Origin of the sequence: Piscirickettsia salmonis LF-89 = ATCC VR-1361 (genome assembly GCF_000297215.2) — a bacterium.
GTDB classification, from domain to species: Bacteria; Pseudomonadota; Gammaproteobacteria; order Piscirickettsiales; family Piscirickettsiaceae; genus Piscirickettsia; species Piscirickettsia salmonis.
Map to the genome: position 1 here is coordinate 21,023 of NZ_AMFF02000014.1, position 22,711 is coordinate 43,733.

26 protein-coding genes are annotated in these 22,711 nt (G+C 37.7%); 10 read left to right on the forward strand and 16 right to left on the reverse strand.

Going from position 1 to position 22,711, the window contains the following annotated elements:
* Position 1: 1 nt before the first annotated feature.
* Genes C200_RS01310 through C200_RS01325 form a run of 4 tightly spaced genes read right to left on the reverse strand, consistent with a single transcriptional unit; the run spans position 2 to position 2,710 of the window.
* Positions 2-655 (reverse strand): MlaC/ttg2D family ABC transporter substrate-binding protein, encoded by a 654-nt coding sequence (locus tag C200_RS01310; protein WP_016209507.1) that lies wholly within the window; start codon positions 653-655, stop codon positions 2-4.
* A 22-nt stretch (positions 656-677) separates the two neighbouring features.
* Positions 678-1,142 (reverse strand): outer membrane lipid asymmetry maintenance protein MlaD, encoded by a 465-nt coding sequence (gene mlaD, locus C200_RS01315; protein ID WP_016209535.1) that lies wholly within the window; start codon positions 1,140-1,142, stop codon positions 678-680.
* Positions 1,139-1,906 (reverse strand): lipid asymmetry maintenance ABC transporter permease subunit MlaE, encoded by a 768-nt coding sequence (gene mlaE, locus C200_RS01320; protein ID WP_033923645.1) that lies wholly within the window; start codon positions 1,904-1,906, stop codon positions 1,139-1,141. Before mlaE ends, mlaD begins: the two co-directional genes overlap by 4 nt.
* A 3-nt stretch (positions 1,907-1,909) precedes the next feature.
* Complete coding sequence (locus tag C200_RS01325; protein ID WP_016209539.1) at positions 1,910-2,710, reverse strand: ABC transporter ATP-binding protein; 801 nt, start codon at positions 2,708-2,710, stop codon at positions 1,910-1,912.
* A gap of 139 nt (positions 2,711-2,849) precedes the next feature.
* Here C200_RS01325 and C200_RS01330 point away from each other — a divergent pair, with 139 nt between their 5' ends.
* The 7 genes from C200_RS01330 (at position 2,850) to rapZ (ending at position 8,774) form a co-directional block, all read left to right on the forward strand.
* Positions 2,850-3,830 carry a KpsF/GutQ family sugar-phosphate isomerase gene (locus tag C200_RS01330; protein ID WP_016209498.1) on the forward strand — a complete coding sequence of 327 codons (981 nt, stop codon included), beginning with the start codon at positions 2,850-2,852 and terminating at the stop codon, positions 3,828-3,830.
* Positions 3,831-3,835: 5 nt separating this feature from the next.
* Positions 3,836-4,393: an LPS export ABC transporter periplasmic protein LptC gene (gene lptC / locus C200_RS01335; RefSeq protein ID WP_016209499.1), complete on the forward strand. Its 558-nt coding sequence runs from the start codon at positions 3,836-3,838 to the stop codon at positions 4,391-4,393.
* A complete protein-coding gene (lptA, locus tag C200_RS01340; protein WP_129556465.1) occupies positions 4,380-4,952 on the forward strand; it encodes a lipopolysaccharide transport periplasmic protein LptA in 573 nt (190 codons plus the stop codon). The genes lptC and lptA overlap by 14 nt, the downstream gene beginning before the upstream one ends.
* Positions 4,949-5,680 (forward strand): LPS export ABC transporter ATP-binding protein, encoded by a 732-nt coding sequence (lptB, locus tag C200_RS01345; protein ID WP_016209538.1) that lies wholly within the window; start codon positions 4,949-4,951, stop codon positions 5,678-5,680. Before lptA ends, lptB begins: the two co-directional genes overlap by 4 nt.
* 155 nt (positions 5,681-5,835) lie before the next feature.
* Positions 5,836-7,227: an RNA polymerase factor sigma-54 gene (locus tag C200_RS01350; RefSeq protein WP_016209519.1), complete on the forward strand. Its 1,392-nt coding sequence runs from the start codon at positions 5,836-5,838 to the stop codon at positions 7,225-7,227.
* A 24-nt stretch (positions 7,228-7,251) separates the two neighbouring features.
* Positions 7,252-7,563: a ribosome hibernation-promoting factor, HPF/YfiA family gene (hpf, locus tag C200_RS01355; protein ID WP_016209537.1), complete on the forward strand. Its 312-nt coding sequence runs from the start codon at positions 7,252-7,254 to the stop codon at positions 7,561-7,563.
* Positions 7,564-7,919: 356 nt separating this feature from the next.
* Entirely contained in the window at positions 7,920-8,774 is an 855-nt protein-coding gene (gene rapZ / locus C200_RS01360) for an RNase adapter RapZ (protein ID WP_016209512.1), read from the forward strand.
* On the opposite strand, the gene lepB is transcribed toward rapZ, so the two are convergent.
* Both lepB and C200_RS01370 read right to left on the reverse strand, forming a co-directional pair.
* The gene (gene lepB / locus C200_RS01365) at positions 8,775-9,377 is read right to left on the reverse strand and encodes a signal peptidase I (protein ID WP_016209502.1); all 603 of its coding nucleotides are present in this window, start codon (positions 9,375-9,377) and stop codon (positions 8,775-8,777) included. It lies immediately after the preceding gene.
* A gap of 75 nt (positions 9,378-9,452) precedes the next feature.
* Positions 9,453-10,292, reverse strand: coding sequence for a carbon-nitrogen hydrolase family protein (locus C200_RS01370; protein WP_016209504.1), 840 nt, complete (start codon positions 10,290-10,292; stop codon positions 9,453-9,455).
* 180 nt (positions 10,293-10,472) lie between these two features.
* On the opposite strand from C200_RS01370, the gene coq7 reads away from it, so the two are divergent.
* The 3 genes from coq7 to C200_RS01385 all read left to right on the forward strand — a co-directional run bounded on the left by coq7 (position 10,473) and on the right by C200_RS01385 (position 12,672).
* On the forward strand, positions 10,473-11,117 hold the full coding sequence (coq7, locus tag C200_RS01375) for a 2-polyprenyl-3-methyl-6-methoxy-1,4-benzoquinone monooxygenase (RefSeq protein ID WP_016209530.1): 645 nt from the start codon (positions 10,473-10,475) through the stop codon (positions 11,115-11,117).
* A gap of 16 nt (positions 11,118-11,133) precedes the next feature.
* Entirely contained in the window at positions 11,134-11,520 is a 387-nt protein-coding gene (locus C200_RS01380) for a hypothetical protein (protein ID WP_016209534.1), read from the forward strand.
* Between the two features lie 219 nt (positions 11,521-11,739).
* Positions 11,740-12,672 (forward strand): chemotaxis protein, encoded by a 933-nt coding sequence (locus tag C200_RS01385; protein WP_016209526.1) that lies wholly within the window; start codon positions 11,740-11,742, stop codon positions 12,670-12,672.
* Positions 12,673-12,776: 104 nt separating this feature from the next.
* Here the strand turns inward: C200_RS01385 and C200_RS01390 are convergent, their stop codons facing one another.
* The 10 genes from C200_RS01390 to C200_RS01435 form a co-directional block, all read right to left on the reverse strand.
* Positions 12,777-13,292: a hypothetical protein gene (locus C200_RS01390; protein ID WP_016209515.1), complete on the reverse strand. Its 516-nt coding sequence runs from the start codon at positions 13,290-13,292 to the stop codon at positions 12,777-12,779.
* Positions 13,293-13,334: 42 nt separating this feature from the next.
* Positions 13,335-14,291, reverse strand: coding sequence for a type VI secretion system baseplate subunit TssG (locus C200_RS01395; RefSeq protein WP_016209506.1), 957 nt, complete (start codon positions 14,289-14,291; stop codon positions 13,335-13,337).
* Positions 14,273-15,961, reverse strand: coding sequence for a type VI secretion system baseplate subunit TssF (locus C200_RS01400; protein ID WP_016209524.1), 1,689 nt, complete (start codon positions 15,959-15,961; stop codon positions 14,273-14,275). Before C200_RS01400 ends, C200_RS01395 begins: the two co-directional genes overlap by 19 nt.
* Entirely contained in the window at positions 15,958-16,356 is a 399-nt protein-coding gene (gene tssE / locus C200_RS01405) for a type VI secretion system baseplate subunit TssE (RefSeq protein WP_032126187.1), read from the reverse strand. The genes C200_RS01400 and tssE overlap by 4 nt, the downstream gene beginning before the upstream one ends.
* Positions 16,356-17,828, reverse strand: coding sequence for a type VI secretion system contractile sheath large subunit (tssC, locus tag C200_RS01410; RefSeq protein WP_051307310.1), 1,473 nt, complete (start codon positions 17,826-17,828; stop codon positions 16,356-16,358). The genes tssE and tssC overlap by 1 nt, the downstream gene beginning before the upstream one ends.
* Before the next feature lie 5 nt (positions 17,829-17,833).
* A complete protein-coding gene (gene tssB / locus C200_RS01415) occupies positions 17,834-18,322 on the reverse strand; it encodes a type VI secretion system contractile sheath small subunit (protein ID WP_016209513.1) in 489 nt (162 codons plus the stop codon).
* Positions 18,315-19,784 carry a type VI secretion system domain-containing protein gene (locus C200_RS01420; RefSeq protein ID WP_016209516.1) on the reverse strand — a complete coding sequence of 490 codons (1,470 nt, stop codon included), beginning with the start codon at positions 19,782-19,784 and terminating at the stop codon, positions 18,315-18,317. Before C200_RS01420 ends, tssB begins: the two co-directional genes overlap by 8 nt.
* A 4-nt stretch (positions 19,785-19,788) precedes the next feature.
* The gene (locus tag C200_RS01425; RefSeq protein WP_161625454.1) at positions 19,789-20,367 is read right to left on the reverse strand and encodes a DUF3540 domain-containing protein; all 579 of its coding nucleotides are present in this window, start codon (positions 20,365-20,367) and stop codon (positions 19,789-19,791) included.
* A gap of 91 nt (positions 20,368-20,458) precedes the next feature.
* Positions 20,459-21,487, reverse strand: coding sequence for a pentapeptide repeat-containing protein (locus tag C200_RS01430; protein WP_016209528.1), 1,029 nt, complete (start codon positions 21,485-21,487; stop codon positions 20,459-20,461).
* On the reverse strand, positions 21,481-22,707 hold the full coding sequence (locus tag C200_RS01435; RefSeq protein WP_032126188.1) for a pentapeptide repeat-containing protein: 1,227 nt from the start codon (positions 22,705-22,707) through the stop codon (positions 21,481-21,483). The genes C200_RS01430 and C200_RS01435 overlap by 7 nt, the downstream gene beginning before the upstream one ends.
* Between the last annotated feature and the right edge of the window lie 4 nt (positions 22,708-22,711).

Consider the following 22,711-nt stretch of genomic DNA (forward strand, 5'->3'; position numbering starts at 1 on the left):
GTTAAGAACGACTCACTGGTTTCTTTAACGCTTCGATCAAACTGTCCACGCCATTTTGTTTAACAAATGGTCTAAACTGGCTGCTAAAGCTTTGAACCACACTGACACCACTGGCAATCACATCAAAAACCTTCCAACCATTTGTTGTCTTTACCATCGAGAACGTCACATCCAAGGGCTGTCCACCACCAAAGATCATCGTTTTAATATTCACAGTATCCATGCCATCACGCTTATTCGTATTTGCAGCTAAACCGCCACGCAATGGAAATACTTTAATACGCTGATTATTATAGTTCTTTAAAATCGCCGAGTATGTTGTTACTAAGCGTGCTTTAAATGCAACTAATAGTTCTTGTTGTTTTTGCGGGGTAATGCCTCGCCACTCGGGCCCTAAGATCTGCTTTAACATAAAACCTAAATCAGCTTTAGGTAACAAACTCGAGTTAATTATTTGCTCGAGTGATTCACCGGCCAGCGCTTGGCCTTGTTTCAACTGACCGAGCTGCTGGTTCAATTCCATTACTGTGGCCTGAATCACCGCTCGCGGGTTCGTTGCAGCCTTCGCATCTGCGGCAAAACTCGCCTGCCCAGAAAATATGAACGTCGCCAAAGTACAAAATACAACGGCCCATGCTACTTTGATTGATCGCATAGATCACTCCTTACTTGACTTGTTATTTTTTGACCTTACCGCCAACAAAGTTAGAAATTAAGGAATCTAACCCAACCGGTGGATAAGTCGTGGTAATCTTACCACCATTTGTTAAAAAGGTCTCACTATAGCCTGGGCTAATCATGACATAGTTATCCCCTAAAATACCGGCACTGCGAATGCTTGCCGAACTATCATCAGGAATATTTTTAACGTTACCATTGATCTTAAATGTCACATTGGCCTGATACGTCACCGCATCAAGTTGAACCCGCTCCACTTTGCCAACTAAAACACCAGCAATTCTAACGGACGCACCTTTTTTTAAATCACCAACCGTTGAAAATGTCGCATTCACATCATAATTTTTCTGGCCGAAACTGCTAAATTGAATACCACTCATTTGCAACACTAAAACAAACAAACCCGCAATACCCAAAAGGACAAACAGCCCAACCCATGTTTCTAACCATTTATTATTATTCATGAGCCGCCCCCAAACATAATCGCTGTTAAAATAAAATCCACGCCCAACACCGCAAGTGATGAATAAATCACCGTGCGTGTTGTCGCCCGAGCAACCCCTTCTGCGGTCGGTGGTGCGATATAGCCTTGATACACCGCCACCCACGTGACCACAAGTCCAAAGGCCATACTCTTAATCACGCCATTTAGAATGTCCCCTTGCCAAGAGACAGACGCTTGCATATTGCCCCAAAACGATGAACCATTGACGCCCAACCAATCCACTCCAACCCAATAGCCACCATAAATAGCAACGACATTAAAAATAATGGCCAAGATAGGCAAAGAAACCTGCCCGCCCCAAAAACGTGCAGCAATCACATAGCGCAATGGATCAATACCCGTCATCTCTAAGCTCGATAATTGCTCAGTCGTTTTCATAAGCCCAATTTCAGAGGCAATCGAGCTACCAGCGCGCCCAGCAAAGAGCAAGGCTGACACCACAGGTCCCAACTCACGAACAATACTTAAGGCAATCAACTGACCCAGCGCTTCACTGGCACCAAAACGTGACAAGGTATAATAACCTTGCAAAGACAGCACCATACCAACAAAAGCTGCAGAGACCACAATAATCGATAGTGATAAAAAGCCTGAATTATAAATCTGTTTTATCACAAGGCCTGGGCGTACTGAACCGAAAATAACACGCAACAAAAAGAGTGTTGCAGCGCCCAGACTTTGACAACGGACAATACCCCAACGGCCTAAGCGTTGTATAATCAAAGCCTAACCTCCCATTAAATCTTGTTCATAAGGCACTGCTGGATAATGAAAAGGCATCGGCCCATCCGCAACCCCTTGCAAAAACTGCTGTACTAAAGGTGATTCACTTTGCTGCAATACCTGTGGTGAGCCATAGCCGACCACCTGACCGTTAGCAATAATATAAATCTCATCAGCAATCGCCAGCACATCATCAACATCATGAGAGACAAGAATGCTAGTTAATCCCAATGCATCATTCAGTTCTCGAATCAGCTTCACAATAACACCTTTAGCAACCGGGTCCAAACCAGTAAATGGCTCATCATATAACACCAAGGTTGGATCAAAGGCAATGGCTCGTGCCAGTGCCACACGACGAGCCATGCCACCTGATAGCTCTGTAGGCATTAACTCGCGCGCTCCTCGCAGCCCCACAGCTTCAAGTTTCATCAGCGCAATTTCATATAGTATTTCCTCTGTTAAGTCCGTATGCTCTCTTAATGGAAATAGCACATTTTCATACACAGAAAGGTCTGTAAACAACCCCCCTTGCTGAAACAGCATGCCAATATTTTGACGTAGCATATACAGCTCTTTGCGCTTTAACTCCGAAAGATCACGACCAAACAAGCGAATACGACCTTGATCCGGACGAATTTGTCCACCAATCAAGCGTAATAATGTGGTTTTACCCGTACCACTTGGCCCCATCACCGCAATGACCTTTCCCTTAGAGAATTTAAGCGATGCACCACGAAATATTGCTCGCTGGCCCACGTAGTAATGCATATCATCCACTTCAACCAGGCACTCATCTGCCATCTTGTCGGCCCTTTATTTTTTGTTTTAAAGTCCCCATTTTATGATGTTACAAAATAGATTAGAATACCTACGACGAAAAAATTCACCCTCGCTTTAATTAAAGTGATTAAAACCAGGAAACGTTAACTAGGTCATTATTATGCAACAGTACTCAGATCAAGAGCTTTGTGAATTAGGTCAAGAGGTTATAAACACTGAAATTCAAAGCCTCCAGCCTCTCATTGACCGTATTGGTCGTGACTTTGTTCAAGCAATCAAGACGCTGCTACACTGTCAAGGCAGAATTATCGTCACCGGCATGGGTAAGTCCGGCCATATCGGTAATAAAATCGCAGCGACCATGGCCAGCACCGGTACTCCCGCTTTTTTTGTTCACCCAGGTGAAGCCGGTCATGGTGACCTCGGCATGATTCAAGCAAATGATGTGGTCTTAGCCATCTCTTATTCCGGCAATAGCAGTGAAATTTTAACATTAACACCACATTTTCATCATTTAAATGTGCCATTAATCACGATGACCGGCAATCCCAACTCTGAACTCGCTCATCAATCCATCGCCCACCTAGACATTAGTGTCGCACAAGAAGCCTGTCCATTAGGGCTTGCTCCCACCTCAAGTACCACTGCAACACTGGTGATGGGAGATGCCTTAGCCATCACATTATTAAAAGCCCGTGGCTTTACCGAGCAAGACTTTGCTTTGTCTCATCCGTTAGGTCGCTTAGGTCGCCGTTTGTTGCTAAAGGTTGCAGATCTTATGCATACGGGTGATCAGGTTCCCAGTGTAGGGCCTCAGGTTAGCTTAAGCGCTGCGCTGCTTGAAATATCAAACAAGCGTTTGGGTATGACGACGGTCGCAAACAGTGATTATCAATTACTGGGTATATTCACGGATGGTGATTTAAGGCGTGCCTTGCAGCATAGTATTAACATTAATACCACCTCAATTGATAGCGTCATGGGCACAAACCCAAAAACAATTTCCCCTGATATGCTCGCAATAGACTGTTTACAACTAATGGAAGAAAGCAAAATAACATCCCTGGTTGTTACTGATCATGCTAAGCACATCCGAGGGGTAATTCATATGCATGATCTACTCCAAGCGGGGTTATTATAATTATCATGCTAAGGCAAACCTTTTTCTCCAGCCTATTGCTGCTCGTTTTTGCTGGCGTATCAAGCTGGTTAGTTATAGAAACCAGCCGGCCTAAGCGCACAGCTGCGTACTCAGGTGTTACTCAAGATGCCAAAGCAACAGCGGTTACCATCACCACGTTTACCCCAACAGGCATACTGCGTTACATCATTACCTCACCCACCGCACGCCATTTTGACAATAATACCTCGATCATCACCACACCCCACTTAACTGCGATTGCTCCAACCGGCAGTAATTGGTCGGTACAAGCACAGCGTGCAACGGTAAAAAATAATAAAGTCCATTTAAGTGGTGGCGTTCGCCTGCATCGCCCCAAATCTAAGACCAACCAAGCACTATTACTCACCACCGCAACGCTCGACTTTGATATTGATAAAAACCTTGCGACAACCACCAAAACAGTTACAGTATCAGAGCCTGGCACCGACAATTACATTCAAGGGCTCGGCCTACGTGCCAACCTTAATAAAGGCACTGTCCAGCTTCTACAACAGGTTCAATCCCACTATGAAATTAATTAAACGCTCTTTTCACCTGCTAACCCTACCGCTTTTGTGTTTAATACCACTAATCACACCAGCGCAATCAATCACTCCAACCACAAAAAAGTCAGCACAAACATTAGAAAAAAACCAAGATAACCAGCAATCTATTAAAATCACTAGCGATAAATTCTGGGCCAATAATATTCAAGGTATTGCCATTTACAGCGGTAATGTCCTTGCTGATCAAGGCAGTCGCCACCTGACCGGTGCAAAACTCACATTGTACCGCAACCCCCAAGGCCAAATTAATAAAATCATTGCCGAAGGTGAACCCGCTCAACTGCGTTATCAGCCTAAAGATAAACTGATGACGGCACAAGCAAGAACCATTACTGTTTACCCACAAAAACATATGATTCACCTCGACGGTAAAGCGCAGCTAACTCAAGCAGGTGATCTATTTTCAGCACCACAAATTTTTTATAATACCCAAACACAAGTATTAACAACTCCGGAGTCCAAACAAGGTCGCAGCCACATGGTTATTGAACCCAAACAAGTGACTACACTCGCTCACCACAAGGCAAAACCATGACAGTCGCCACACTCAAAGCCCATCAGATCGCTAAACGCTATAAAGGTCGCTGGGTCGCTGAAGATATTTCTTTGCATGTCAATCAAGGAGAGATCGTTGGCTTATTAGGCCCCAATGGGGCAGGTAAAACAACATCTTTTTATATGATGGTTGGCCTTGTTGCCTGTGATCAAGGTGAAATTTATATCGACCACACTGAAATTACTGATTGGCCGATCCATAAGCGCTCACAACGAGGCATTAGCTATCTCCCTCAAGAAGCCTCTATTTTCAGGCACCTGACCGTCAGTCAAAATATTTTGGCGATTTTAGAGCTTCAGCCCACTCTTTCTAAACAACAACGCCAAGCAAAGCTCGCACACTTGCTTGATGAGCTAAATATTGAGCACATCAAAGACAACATTGGCATCAGTCTCTCTGGTGGCGAACGCCGTCGCGTTGAAATTGCCCGCGCACTCGCAACTAATCCAAAATTTATTTTATTGGATGAGCCCTTTGCTGGCGTCGATCCGATCTCAATTACTGACATTAAAGAAAGCATTTTTCATCTAAAAGAACGTAATATCGGTGTGCTCATCACTGATCATAATGTTCGTGAAACCCTCGATATTTGCGAACGTGCTTACATTGTCAATGCCGGACATATCATTGCCGCAGATACACCTGAGAACATTCTAACTGACCCTAATGTCAGGCGTTACTATCTGGGTGATGAGTTTCGCCTTTAATATTTATTTGAGCACCGATTAAAAAGCAGCTGACTGATCTAAATAACAAATTCAAAATACCCTCACGCTTACTGATCTTGCCAGTAAGCAAGCGACCTTATTTCGGCTTACACTGAAATTAAGGCGAATCAGATCTGCATGGATGTTATGAAGCGATGAAACAGTCCCTTCAACTGCGTTTACACCAGCAGCTCACCATGACTCCACAGCTGCAACAAGCCATTCGCTTATTGCAGCTTTCCAATGTTGAGCTACAACAAGAAATTCAAAAAGTCCTTGATAGTAATCCCATGCTTGAGGTAAAAAGCGACTCAGATAATAGTGGCAATACCACACTAAAAGAGTCAACCCAAGAGCTTATATCAACCAATAACAGTCCAACAACTCCCTGGCAAAGTGTCAACCGTTCTGGTCCAGCGTATGATGATTTTGATTTTTTTCAAAACTACGCCAAGAGCCATTCTTTACATGAGCAACTACTATGGCAGATTAACATTACTTCTCTGTCTGACGATGAGATCATTATTGCGCATGCCCTGCTCGATGGCTTAGACAACAATGGCTTTTTACAAACGTCCCTAAAAGAAGTCCAGCAGCTTGTCAATCAACAGCTAACAGAAGTCAGTATCAAGGAAGTCGAGGCAGTGCTTTATCTGCTTCAACACTTAGAGCCAACAGGTGTTTTTGCTCGCAGCCTCCAAGAATCACTGCAACTGCAAATTATGCAACTGCCAGAACAAACAGATTATAAAGATATCGCCTTAGCATTAATTCAAAAAAATCTAGAGCACTTATCTCAATACAATCTTAAACAGCTAGCTAAGCAACTCAAAGTCAGCCCTGATGAACTATCAGGCGCTATTGAGCTCGTCCAGTCATTGAGTGCCTCCCCAGCGGATCAACTGACGCACAACGATGCTGAGTATATTACGCCAGATATTCTTGTCCGTAAAATCAAAGGGCGCTGGCAGGCTGAACTTAATACCACAACACTACCACAATTGCGCATTAATAATACCTATTCAAATATGGTCCGAGGCCATCAAACAGAGCGAGACCACACCTTCTTTAAAGAAAACTTGCAAGAAGCACGCTGGTTCTTAAAAAGTATTCAATCACGTAATGAGACCTTACTGAAAGTTGCAAACTGCATCATCAATGAGCAATATGACTTTTTTGAGTACGGCGAAGAAAGCATGAAGCCACTGGTCTTGCAACATATTGCACAAGCGATCGACATGCATGAATCCACCGTCTCACGTGTCACCACACAAAAATATATGCTCACACCGCGCGGCGTATTTGAGTTAAAATATTTCTTTTCCTCTCATGTCAACAGCCACGATGGTAACCCCTATTCCTCTACAGCAATTCGTGCTTTAATAAGGAAAATTATTGCAAGTGAAGACCCGAAAAAGCCCTTAAGCGATAATAAGGTTGCACTGCTATTACAAAAACAAGGCGTTGATATTGCAAGGCGCACGGTTGCAAAGTATCGTGAAACCATGAATATCCCGCCCTCTAAAGAACGTAAACGCTTATTATAATTAATAATTTAAGAGGAATATTGTATGGAAATTAATATCACTGCTCGCCATTTAGAGCTTACAGATCCACTCAATAGCTATGTCAATGAAAAGCTAACTCGCTTAGAGCGTCACTTTGATCATATTACCAGCATTCATGTCACTCTCAGTGTTGAAAAGCTAAAACAGCGTGCAGAGGCAAATTTAATCGTCCCTGGTGATCAAATCGTTGTCAAATCCGCTCATGATAAGGATATGTACGCCGCCATTGATGACATGGCCAAAACACTTGATAACAGCCTTATACGCTATAAAGAAAAACTGCAAAAGAAAAAAGCAAACATCAACTACAAATAATCATTCAATCAATTAATCACTAAAGGTCTGGTCTGCTAACGATATATCATACTCCCGATGCAGGCCTTCCCCCTTAGCTTTCTTCAGATTGATCAAAATATATAGTCTAATTAATATAACAACTGGCTGTCTCGCCTTTTCTTTATCTTTCTTTGCACCTTGTCCTGTATAAAATTATCATATCACTCCAAAAATCACCCCAACAAAATAACTGATCGACCCATTAATTATTTTGTACTGGAAAAACGTTAAAAAGCCAGAAAAGCATGGAATCACCCTTGTCGAATCCACTCACTCATCATATAGTATCGTAGTACTGGTCAAACAATCATGTCACAGTCTAGGAGCCAGAAAGCATGAAACTCATTATTGTTAGTGGACGCTCAGGTGCAGGAAAAACAGTCTGCTCGCATATTTTAGAGGATCTTGGCTTTCGTTGTATTGATAATCTGCCGATTACCATGCTAGAACAACTAGCGACAAATATGAAGACCACTCAGAACACACCCACTGCAGTAAGCATTGATGTTCGCAACCAACTCGATCAGCTAAAACATTTCGAGGATATTCTCAATAAAATCCGCCAAAATGCTATAGATGTTGAAGTTATTTATTTAGATGCACACGATGAGTCCTTACTACGTCGCTTCAGCGAGACACGCCGCCGCCATCCACTAAGCACCAACACGGGCCTCAGCTTAGCTGATGCTTTACAACAAGAAACTATTTTACTCGAACCACTCTCACGCTGTGCTGACTTGACCGTCGACACATCAGAGTTTAATCTGCATCAACTGCGTGATTTTATGCGGCAGCGCTTAGGCCAGAGCAGCAATAACAGCACCCTTTCTGTACTCATTCAGTCCTTTGGCTTTAAATATGGCGCACCCAAAGACAGTGACTTTATTTTCGATGTCCGTTGCTTAAGTAACCCCTACTGGATGCCACACCTGCGTGACTATACAGGTAAAGACCCGATCATTATTGACTATCTTGATCAGCAAGACGATGTGCAACATATGCTCGGCGACCTAAAGCGTTTTATTAATACCTGGCTTGAGCCGTTTAGTTTAAACAATCGGAGTTACTTGACCATCAGCATAGGCTGTACGGGTGGTATGCACCGCTCTGTTTACCTCGTTGAAAAACTAGTCAGCCAAATCAACAGTACCTACTGTAATCTTCAACATCGTCACCGAGAGTTGTTATAATTACCAAAATGCTGGACTGATACGCCCGATAATTGCTGTACGAGGCACCAAGTTCACTCCCGCCTTTGTATTAGCAACAAGCAAGACATGCTCAGCAGGAATAAAATATTGATCCGCCCGTTTTTGATCAACGGGTAAGGTCACGCCGTCTACCGCTTCACCATTGACATAAAGCACGTGATGTAATTGGGTAATTTCATCACCCGGCAAAGCAATCACACGACGCACCAACCATTTATTATCGAAGGCGGCAACAAGATCATTAATTTTAGGCTCCTGCCAATGCCACCAAGAACGCCCACTCACAGGCGATACCAAACCATACGCATAGCGCTCAAGCAGTGTGAAATCACCTCGCGACAGCTCAGGCTGCATGTCATTTGTTTGAATATAAATGGGCTGAACCAGAAAAAAGCGTAAAATCAGCATAATGCTTAATAACCAAAACACACCTCGGGCATAGTCTACGAGAAAAGGCGGTCGGCTAGCCCATGCGCCCGCATGCTCAGCCAAACGCAAGCGAATCGGCCGCACCACAATTCGCTCAATCAACACAATCATAATCGCCACGCTAAGCAAGATAAACAAAGTCACCGTATACACAGATACTCTCCTTCTAAAGCCCCTACCTTATAATTAAGCAAGAACCGTGCAACCTGCCACAATATCGAGTTGAAACTAAAGCACACGATGTTCTAAAACAGGAAAAGAAGCGCGTAATTCAGCTTGATAATCCAGATCAATCTGGACAGTGCATACACCAACAGTACAATCATCCGCTTCAGCGATCACCTTTCCCCATGGATCAATTATCATACTATGACCATAGGTTTTAAATTTATGATTATGCTGACCACACTGATTTGCAGCTAAAACATAGCATTGATTTTCGATAGCTCTGGCCTTCAGTAAGGTGTGCCAGTGTGCTTGCCCTGAAACATGCGTAAATGCTGCAGGAACCGTCAAAATTTGCGCTTTTAATTTAGCCAATTGACGAAAAAGTTCAGGGAAGCGCAAATCATAACAAATTGATAATCCCAGTTTGGTAATGCTCGTCTTGGCAGTCACCACCTCCTGCCCTGGCATAAAAATGGCGGACTCTTGATGGGACTCCCCTCCCGGCACCACTACATCGAATAAATGTATTTTATTATAATGAGCAATATAACTCCCATCTACCGCAAACACAGGGCAACAGGATAAAATGCGCTCGCTTGAATGTAAGTCTGAATTTAAATCTAAACCTACATCTGGGCAAAGTGGAATCGTCCCCCCCACCAACACTATTCCGTTCTTTTGAGCTTGCTCCGATAAAAATGCTTGCAACACACCTGAGCCTAAATGCTCAATAAATTTAAAGCGCTCAGTAGATCGCCCCATAAAATAAAAATTTTCAGGCAAGAGTACTAAGTTTGCGCCCTCAGCTTTTGCCTGTGCAATCAACCTACTTGCGGTATTTAAATTATCTTCAAGGTTATCACCTGAACTCATCTGTACAACACTTGCAATTAATCCCATTTTTTCCCTCATGCACTAAAACTTAATTTAACTTAATTTAATCTAATCTCGCTTACTAACTTATCTAATCCTATCTAATCCTACCTAATAGATGATTAACCTTAACAAAATATCCAAGATAACAAATTCATGATAAAATTAAAGCCTAGCAATCATCACAGATCTGTAAAGTTGTATATTATGAAAAAACGTCACTATAGCCGTATTGATCGGCTGATTCAGGCCTTTGATAATAGTCTACGCACACTCACTCTCATACCACAAAGCTCACGGCCTAATCCTGCCAGCAATACAGTAATGGCAACAGAACTTAATGAAACTGAAAAAAAACATATCGCTGGACTCATGCGTATTAATCACACCGGTGAGATCTGTGCACAAGCCCTGTATCAAGCCCAAGCACTAACTGCCAAAAATCCAGCCATTCAGCAAACAATGCGGCATGCCTCCATCGAGGAAAATGACCATCTCAACTGGTGTGCCTCGCGATTGCAAGCACTTGAAAGCCACACCAGCTATTTAACTCCTCTTTGGTACAGTGCTTCTTTTGCAATTGGCACCATGGCAGGACTGGCGGGTGATCATTGGAGTTTAGGTTTTGTTGCCGAAACCGAAGATCAAGTCACTCACCACCTTGAACAACATCTTCATCAAATTTCTGAGAAAGATACAAAAACACGTGCTATTCTCTCTCAAATGGTGATTGATGAAAAACAACATGCAGAACAAGCACGTAATCAAGGTGGTAAAAAACTCCCCTGGCCAATACGACTTGGCATGCAACTCACTGCAAAAGTCATGACCACCACCGCCTATAGAATTTAAGCAGGAACACGAAGATATGCCAGGATTTTTAGATAATATGAGTGGGGTCATGGCACTTGGTGCTCCAGATACCGATATCGTCGGCCCTACGGCAATCGCTAGTATTAATACTGCAAACTTTGCTGAAACCCTTAATCCCGTAATTAATATTTTTTTGAGCGGTTCTCCTGCCATCAATGCGCTAGCAACAACAGCAACCACCCTTGGCAGTGTTGGCCCAGGAATATTAAGTGGCACTGCCTGTGGTCCAGCATCGCGGATTCCAAATCCTGCCAATGCCACCCTCATTATTGGTGGTGCACCTGCCGCAACCTCACCCGGTGATCAAACGATGCAAAATTTAATTAATGTTCCCATCGGTGCAACAGTAACGCCAGGGCAGTTAACCATCATTAAAGGCTAGGATTAACTGGTTAGTCTGGCTAAAAAAGCCATTAATCCATGTCACTATCTATAATTTCTGTTATCCATACCTTAATGACTTTGCCATCGATTTAAACTTTACTATCTAAAATATCTAAACTTTTATATCTTAATAAAATGGTTGATAGTTACTGATCGACTAAGATTATATATAAGGAGTAAGGACAAACTATCACTTAGGCACAGGAAAAGCATTAATATGACTGATCTTATTGAAACCGTTGATATGCGCACAGACATCGCAGGAAAAAATCGGGTTGAATTATTACTCTTTAAAGTTTCTCGAAATCAGTTTTATGGCATTAATGTTTTTAAAGTCAGAGAAATTATGACCTGCCCTAAACTCACTAAAGTTCCAGATAGTCATGAAGCGATTCGTGGCATTGTAAAAATCAGAGGCTTTCATAGCTTAGCGGTTATCAGCTTAAACAAAATACTACATGATGAGTTTTTAGACCATGAATCCTTGAACACATTAATGATTGCAGAATATAACCGGCGTTTGATTGGTCTTTTGGTCAGCGAGGTTGATCAAATCATTCAAACATCGTGGCAAAAAATACACAGCCCTCCCAAAGGCCTTAATAATACTCATTTTTTAACAGCGATTACTCAACATGATAAAAAGATCATTGAAATTCTTGATATAGAAAAAATCTTAGAAACTGTCATGCCGCCAAATCTCACCGTATCTGAAAGTGCAAAATCCAAACATCACCACACTACCACACAACATACCGTCCTCCTTGTTGATGACTCGCGCGTTGCAAAAAGACAAATCGCGAATATTCTCGATCAGCTGAAAGTTCAATATATTACGGCAAGCGATGGTATCGAAGCATTTGAAATGCTAACTAAGATGGTAGAAGGTACAGATAATATCAACTCAAAATTATTAATGATGCTCTCTGATATTGAAATGCCCAATATGGACGGCTATACCTTAACTTCAAAGTGCAGAGAACACCCTAAACTCAAAGATCTTTATATTGTGCTTAATACTTCAATTTCAGGCGAGTTTAACCAACAAATGGCTAAGCGTGTTAAAGCCGATCAGTTTTTAGCAAAAATTAATGGCGATGAAATTGCCAACGTTATTTGTGAAAGAAGAAAAATCGCAGCATTATCTTAATTTCATATCAACTCAACCACTAATAACTATTAAAGCCAGACATCAACGTCTGGCTTGAATTTATGTCAAATCATGTAATATTTAAATCAAGAAACTATCTCGACTTAGCTTGAAGCAATCTTAGTCGTATATTCACCTGATTTTTGCCCACCATCAAACTGATAAGTAGGTGCGGCAACAACAAAGTGGACATAAGAATCACTTTCTTGCTCACTGACAATATTAAGATTCAAAATTAGCGCCTTATCAATCGTGTAAGTCGCACTGACTTCAAGATTACCTTTTACACGGCGATAAGTCACCAATGTAATATCAACGGTTTCTTGGCCGTGCATTGCATTCATAAGACCTGCAATCAAATCATTACTTAACTTCGCAGAAAAATCAAACGAATGCTGCTCAGAACGATTATCCGTTGCTTGAGTTGTTCCAAATGCCGCAAAACTGTGCTGAATAGAAAGCTTATAATCTTTACAAGGCACAAACTCTGCATTGTGAACAGGATCCCCACCATCTGCATTAGTAATGACATTACCTTCAAGCTTGACTTGTATCGCGCAGTTAAAATTCGACTGTTTATTCGTAGAAACTGAATTAGACTGTAAAGATGCTATAGACATGGCTTTTCCTCATTTAAATCGTAAATTTTGAAAATTTAATACTCATCTCGCCTTTAAAATCAGTTTTTTCTTAATTGCTTTACCTCCTGCACTCTCATTAGAAAATAAAACACTATTCCACCCTAAAGCTGTGGTTTTCTTACCTAAAATCGACGGTGTACAGCTAGCTTGACTCTCTAGCATGTAAATTTCAAAATTAATCGGAGAATGAATCACTTGTCTAATAACATTAAATAAAGAACACGTTAATCTTGACCCTGGGTAAAACTCATGACTATTTTGACAAATAATATTAATATGAATTAATGATTGATAGCTTTTTTTCCTAGATCCAATATAGCTATCTTTATGTAACGTCGCATTGTTTCTTCCTAAACAGGCTCTAAACTCAGGTTCAAGTGTTACATAAGATAAAATAAATTCATCAAAGCTCACAGACTCAAAAGAAAAAACAGTTTTAATAAAAAAACACATCGCTGAGCGGCTCTTGCCTGAAGAAATTAAACTTGCCAGAAAAAATGATTCTTTATTAACAGTTAAAGCATCTTGAGGAAAGTTAGAAATTAATGATATATAACTAAAAATATGGCTTTTTCTATTAATAGGCCCTATCAATGAGTAGCTTTCTTTTTCTATAAATTTTAATAAAATTTCAAAAAAGTAAGATGAATAAAAAGAAAAGAGATTATTAATATTTCCTGAATCATCTGCTAAAGCCGACTCTATATAGTGCTCAGGCAACGGTGATGTAATATTTGTCAAACCAAAGAAATTAACATTTGCCGTTAAAAATAGTGAGTCTTTACCAAAAGAAGTAATATTTTCATTATCAATATCTAAAATATCATTAGATAAACTAGGTTTAGAATAAAAAAATGACCTATTTTTTCCACTATTTTTCTTTAATAATCTAGCTATATCACATAAACCATTAAGATCAATTTTTTTAGCTCTAGCAAGTATAGTTTGAACCAACTGACTTACTTGATATTTGTCCATAGCATATCAACCATATTATCTACATCAGTAATTAACAAGCGATACAGGCTACCCAGGTCAACCCGATCAAACATAATTTCTTTTAATATATTAAAAAATAAATACATTTCTCCCTTGTCAGAAAATTTACTGCCATTTACTTCTATTTTAATATCAACACCATTTAAGATAACATCTTTATATGGAAAAGCAGATAACTTGCGATTAACTGATTTTATACTATCAACAAACCTATTAATAATCGCCTGATATTTGCTGCCATGATAAATAAAACTCTTCCAAGACTGAATAGATTTTGATAGTCCATCTTTTGTTTCAATATTAAAATATTGACCACTAAAACAACCAGATAATTTCCAAAGTGAATCTCCAGATAAATCAGGCAGCAACGGTTCAGAAATACGTGTTATATTTTTCACATTGAAACAGGCCGGCGCACCATCACCTAATTTATTAACAGAAGATAATGCCATGCGCTCATAAGCTGTTGTATGAAATACTTCCAAATCTGTGAAAATAATCTCTTCTTCATCTTTGTCACTTAAATCATCAGAGGGGAAGCGTAGCGAAAATTTTAGCTGATTGCACTTATCTGCTAGCGCAGTTACTTTTTCATAAGCACCACCAACTTTATCTCCTATTAGAGAAATAGCCTGATAATCTTTTTTTACCCCATCTGTAACAGTAAAGCTTCTCACTCGTTTTATATCACAAATTGAGTAACTCTCATCATAGCTATCAATATAAAGCGGATACTGTGATGTCCCTGGTTTTCTTTTAATCGGAATGGCTGTTGCCTTTTCTAGATTAATTCCTGCAACACATCCCAAAATAAAAGTATCTATATCTATATCAACGACGTCATTATTTCTATCATCAAATATAATTTCTATATAGAAATTTTTATCTATAGTAATATTTTTACCGCCAGCAATAATTTCAAAAAATAAAAATCGCTCGGGAAATGAGATAAACTCCTGAAATAAATTAATTCTTGAACACTCTCGGTCTAAATACTTTAAATTAAAGCGATTAGAACCATAATCTTTTATTGTTGCAGGAATTTTTTTGCCATTGATAATATAGCAAACCGAAACAGATTTATTAAAAAGTGCATAATAAAGGCTGTATGCTTGACTTAACTGTCTATTAATAAAAAATCGCATATCAGCATCAGCAAGAGAAAAAACTGCGCCTTCTAATACATCGTAATCCAACACAACTTTAACTTTATGATTTTTTCTTTCTGTTGCTACCTCAGCAAGACTTAACGGTGGAACCTTTATTAAGTCTGTCGTTGTAAAAATAACATTTCGATTTGCACCTTCTTGACTACTAAATACCTGAGTTCCCTTATTAATAGTAACTGCCGACAGCATCACTCTTTCTTTTGGAGTAAAGTTCAAGATGGTTGCACTTGGCTGTGGGCGAATAAACTCAGGCGCTAATAAGTCAAATATTTTCAATATTACATCAGGATAAGACTGATCAATTTTCTGCTCAACCTTAGCAGCTAAATAAGCTAAGCTTTTATTTAGCACATCAACTTCAGGGCTAATCACATCACGCCCCATCACATTTTCAAGAGATGGATGTAGACGTAAAAAATCAGCTCTGGCTTTATCAACTTCAGAGAGATGCTTATTTAAATAATCATCAAATACCGTCACTTCATCACCTTAGTCACACCATTTGGATAAATCGCAGTTCTATAATTTACCTTTCTCGATTTATTTTCATAATAAACCTCGCCACTGATAATCAATTCAAATCGACTATTTATCACATGCTCTTCAGCCAAGCCAACAATAACATGGCGAATACGTGGCTCATACTCACAAATAAGTCTTTCTATATCTCGACAAAAATGATTAAGCTCAATTTGATCACCATGAATAATATCTGCAATATTTTTGACGCCGTAGTTTCTAAATAGCTTTGAACTGTTTTCTCGTGTATTTAATAAATTAATTAAAGACATCTGAATATCATCATAAATATTTTTTTGATATGGAGAACAACTCTCCATATCACTGGACTGTATAATCTTATCAAGAAAGCTCATTAATCTTGCTCTAAGCGCCCAACAAGAGACAAAGTAATATCTGACCCCATATACTTAAAATGAGGGCGTATATTCATACTAATTGAGTACCAACCTGCATTACCCGGGACTTCACTGACCTTAACATTCGCTTTACGCAAAGGCTTTCTAGAGCGAATTGATGCACTGACATTATCTTGATCAACAACAAATTGATTAATCCATTTATTCAATTCTTTTTCAAGATCAGCACGTTCACGCCATGAGCCAATATTTTCACGCTGAATCACCTTAAGATAATGAGCAATACGACAAATAATAAACATATAAGGTAGCTGTGTACCTAACCGGTAGTTCATCTCGGCCATACGTGCATCTTCGTCTGTACCAAAAAATTTTGGCTTTTGAATAGAGCTTGCCGAGAAAAATACCGCCTTATCTGTGCCTTTTTTGAAACTTAACGGTATAAAGCCTTCTTCAGAAAGCTCAAACTCACGTCGATCAGAAACTAACACCTCTGTCGGTATTTTAGTTTCAATTTCTCCCATAGAGTCAAACAAATGAATCGGCAAACCACTCACTGCCCCACCACTTGTTGGCCCAGTAATATTTGGGCACCAACGAAACTGGGCAAAACTATCAGTTAAGCGTGTTGCGAATGCAAACGAACTATTTCCCCACAAGTAATCTGTATGCTGTGTTATTTCTTCAGTATATCGAAATGATTTACATGGGTTTTCTTCAGGATCATAAGGAATACGCAACATAAATCTAGGCAAAGTCAAGCCAATATAGCGTGAATCCTCACGCTCTCTAAAAGAGCGCCATTTTGTATACATCGGCCCTTCAAAAATTGCATGTAAATCTTTCAGGTTTGGTAATTTTTCATAACTTTCCAAACCAAACATAGACTCAGCAGCTGATGCAATAAATGGCGCATGGGACATTGCCGCAATTGATGCAACATTTTCTAATAACTGGATATCACGCGTCGATTGATTAAAACTGTAATTTGCCAAAACACTAGCATAAGGCTCACCACCAAATTGACCATATTCAGAAGTATACATTATTTTATATAAACCAGACTTAACAACCTCAGGAGAGTCCTCAAAATCTTCGATTAAATCATCTTTTGAAATATTTACTATTTCAATTTTAGTATTTTCCCGAAAGTCTGTTTGGTCAACAACGTACTTTAAACCTCGCCATGATGACTCTAAGTTTTGAAATTTTTCATTATGTAAAATCTCATCAACTTGTGCAGACAATATCTCATCTATCTTAGCAATCATTAAATCAACCATCATCCGATCAATTTTAATATTTTTTAAGTCTTCTTCTTTGCTCTGCAACTCACCGACCAATGCTGTAATCCCTTGTTTAACGACAACGTACTCATCAGTATCTGGAGCAATATTAGTATGACCAATAATATCTTCAATCAAGATAGTATCTTCTTTTACTTGTTCATCAACAATCGTAGATTCCATATCACTTAGCCCTCTTGCTTTTCTATGCCCAACTCATTACATACTTTATCCAAAGTCGCTTTATTTTCTATTACTTTTTGCAGGTTTTTCCTAAATTCAGGCACATTTGCAAGTGGTGATTTTAATGAAACTAAGGCTTTACGCATCTCATAAAGCTTTTTCAATTCATCCACCTGATCCACAATGCTATCTGGCTTAAAATCTGCAACTTTATCAAATTTAAGCCCAACATTAATCTCACTATCATCATTTGAAATTTTATTTTTTACAGGAATATTAAGAGTTAAATCCATTCCTTGCATCACATCATTAAAATTGTCTTTATTAATATTAACAGGCCTTCTATCTTCAATAGCGCGCTGATCTTCTTTGCCTGTATAATCACCAACCATCAAGAGCTTTAATGGTAACTCAACAGTTTCATTTTGCTCTCCAGTATTAGGTTTATAAACAATATTCACCCGCTCTTTTGGCGCAACAGATGCATCACTCATCACTTATCTCCTTCATTAAAAGCACATTCGGATAATATACACTTAGGTTTTCCAAAACAGTTTTATAGATTTCATATTGATGTTCTTGTAAATTACTATCGGGCTCTTTTCTAGAGTAACAATGATATAACAAAGAAATACACTTAATGTAATACGTATTTTCATTGGATAGATCAATTAAAATAGGGTTATTATTTAAGTCTTTATATATTTTTTCCAGTGCGCTAATTGCCATATCTAAATAATTCATTTTAGCAAGCTGCCAAGAGCGATCAAGGTATAAGCCCAGCTGATCAACTACAGATAATTTCTCTTTTAATTTTTTTTCATAATAACGAATAAGCTGATGGATATCAGAAAATTTTAAATCAGATACACTATCAACTTTCTTATTACTCAATATAACCTCTTCAAACCAGGCAGCTGTTTTTTTAGACGCACAACGTTGAGAGTTAGCTAAGCTATAAAAAATTATTTGAGGATATTTATTAATAAATACCTTTAAATTATAAGTTATGGCCTCAACTAATAAGTAATCATTTATTTTATCTGCACAAATAAATAAGTAATACTGTATATCTAACGACAATGGATACTGACAAAATAGATTCTCTAAGTGAATCACAGCTTCCATATAACGCTCTTGATCAATTAAGTACTTAACTTGATAAATATCATCAATACCAGCTCCAGCAATGCTAACCAATATCGCATAAAAATCTTCTTCTTCATCATTTACACGATGCCAAGTTAATGAGCGATTAATATTAACTATATCTGCAGTGACTTTATTCGTTATTTTTATTTTTTCTATATTTTCCTGTAATAAATTTATAATAAGCTCTTCTTCTGAGAACATTTCCTGACGTGATAAACTATCGCTAGTATTATTACTATCGCTTATATCCCGATCAGTTCCTATTATCTGTGACTCTTCTTGAGTATATTCTTGTTCAAGAAGCTTAGATTTTTTTTTCAATTCTGTGTATAATGATGAGAAAGAAAAATTAATATCATTATCTAATAAAACTTGATCAAGCTTATTAACTTTACTCAAAATAGCATTAATTAATTTTTCATTAAGCTTATAGTCAGGAAAATCAAGGCTCTCACTTTTAATACGCTCATAAAGCCACTCCAATGCTGAATGTTTAAAGCGTATTTTTTTAGGCATTGCCTGTGGATTATTATAATGATTTTTTATTAAACTTGATAAATAACCAAGTAAAACTTCAAATTCATCAGACTTTTTAAGCTTCAAGCATGAAAATATTAGATATCCAGATAAAACAAAATCATTAATTTTTTCTAAAATTGATTGGCAATTTTTATGGACAATAGACCACTCTACGGCATCAGGGTTATTTGAACTTAATTTGTTAATCTCAGCAGTTATTAATAAGTATTCATCGCTGTACTTATACTCATACGGGTCTAATAAAGGCTCAACGACTGGATTCATCACATCAACTCATATTAATAAGGTCACTACTAATGCTAACATATTCAGATGACTGAATATTTGTTTGTTTTGACTTAATTGCAAAACTATTATTTATTTTCATATTAACCTCTTTAGCATGAATAACTTCAGCCTCTGAAATTTTTCTCTCAGAAAATTTAACTTTTTGCAAAAACTGTTTAATTGTTTGATCAAATATAGAAAAAACAGAGCGCATAGAATTAATAGCTACATTCATACTTAAACCAAAAACAGATAACTGATCAAATTTAAACTGATTTTCCTTTGAATCTAACTCCATTTTTTTTGCTGCTAAATCAACAGAATCAATTTTAAGATTAAATCTTTTAGACTCAATAGAAAACTCATCGTTTAAAATTTTAATTTCTCTATCTGAAGTTAGCAAATGTGCAGTGTTGGAGCAACGTTTTAATACTGCTAGAATTGCAGACTGCTCTTTATTCTCATAATAAACTAATACTTCATCATCAATCTCTGGTGCAGTTAAACATGAGAATGCAAGCTGAACATTTATTACACCCAGTTGCTTTGACCAGACACGGTATATCGATTTTGACTTCATCACAATAGTTGCTGAGAATAATAAGTCATTATCACGCTCTGTGCTATATAGCCCATAAGGCCCATGAAAAAAATTATTAAGTTTACTCTTGCTAGTATACCGGTAGCCACTCATCTGCCAGCTCCATTTCTTTATTAGAACCTAAAGTTTTATTAATTTCTGTGTTTGCAACTCTACTTTGCGTAAATTTTGTTTTATATAAATTTTCAAATAGCAAATCACTATTGCTAACTTCACATTGATAAAATTGTGTATAATGCAATAAAGCAGCAGTTAAATCACAATTCAATAACTTAGTATGCCTGAATAAACTTTTTGATAAATTTGCTCCAGATAGTTTTGAGTTTTTAATAATTAAATTATCTGCCTCAACTTTACTCAAATTAGCAGACAAAAAATTAGCATTTAAAATACTGCTATTATTAAGAAAAGCTCCTTGCAAAAAAATATATTCCGCATCGACACTTTCAAATTTAGATTCATTCAAATTTACATTAATAAATCTAGACATTTTCATATTACTATTTCTTTTAAATAATGCTCTTTCTAAATTACAATGCACAAAATTAACAGAGTTTAAAATAACAGAACTAAAGTCATAATCTAAAAAATGACTATGTGAAATCACTGCTTTTTCTAAAATCGCACTCGTCAAGTCAATATCTACTTTTTGACACTTTATAAAAGAACCACCTTTAATATTTGCCTGAAAAAAATTAACTTTACTCAATTTAGAATCACAAAAAGAAGATAATTTAAGCAAAGAGTTAGTAAATTCAATGTGGTATAACTGGCATTTTGAAAAGCTCACAGAAAAAAGATCACAATCACTATAATTACAACCTTCAAAAAAACACTGAGAAAAACTAGCACCTTTAAATTTAGACTTATAAAAATCACTATTTAGCAATTTGCACTCAACCATAGAAATAAGCGACTGATTACTATTTTTAAAACTTGATTGATCAATCATACAGCGATTGAATGAAGCCCCTGTTAATAGAGCCCCATTAAATTTACATTTATTAATTTGGCACTCATTAAATGAAAGACCAGACAAATCTTGACCAGAAAAGTCAATATCACAAATTATCTCTTGATAATAATAGTCTTTTAACATATAGCACCTTGATCTGCTCGAGCAACCAGAGCAGGTTGATGATTTTCTTGCGCCAAACTTTTATCAATCACTCTTTCTAAATATTTATTAGTCAAAGCATCTTTAATATTAACTTCAACAAACCGTGCATTATAAAAACCACAATTAAATAAATTAGCACCTAAAAAACTAGTAAAAATACAACTTGCCTTAGATAGTTCAGAATTTAATAAATTTGCTGATGTAAAATTACATTGATAAATAAATGCTCCAGACAGCCCAGATTCAACTAATCTAGCCCGATAAAAATTAGAACGCTTAATTTCACTATTAAAAAATGATAATTTTAAACCCTGAACTTCTGAAAAATCAGATTCATCAATTTTAGTGTTACACCAACTACTCTCTTTTAAATGACATTTAGCAATGTTTAATCGTAAAAAATAAGCTTTATGTGCACCAAACTTAAATAAATCACAAGAAATCATCGTAACATCTTCAGCATTTACCAAAGACATTGATGCTTTTTTTAAATTAGTCTGATCAAATTTTACTGAAAAAAGCGTAGACTTTGTAAAATCAGCTAACGTAAAATCACACTTTACAACAACACTATGCGTCAATTGACACATTGATAATGATAAATTAATACATTTTGACTCAAAAAATTTAGATTTAATCAATGTACTTTTTGAAAAAGAGCAACCTGTCATTTTTGATGATAAAAAATTAATCGACCGGCTTGTAATCTCATAAAAGTTAGCAAAAACTAAATTACAGTAATCGAATATGCTGTGCTCTATCACAGTTTTCATTACATTTAAACCAGAAAAATTAGTGCTCTTAGCGTGTAAACAGTGGATTCTGCTTTCATTTACGCTAAATTCATCACATTCAGACGAATCAAAAGTAACATTAAGCACATTACTTTCACTTAATTTCATACTATTTGCAGCTATGTTAGCAAAGTCAACATTTTCAATAGTACAATTAATAAACATAGCATTATTTAATTGGATTCTATTAAATTTTGATAAATGAAACTTACAGTGCTCAAAAGTAGCATGATTAAAATTTGCCTGCTCAATCTCACAATCAATAAACTGGCAGAAATTAAACCTTAACCCTTGCATATTAAACTGATTTAGCTCACTTTTAGAAAAAGTCATACAGCTAATTGATTGGCCTTCAAGCAACTCACCTTTTCTCATTTTTCGCATAAATCTAGTTTTTGTAAGCATGGTT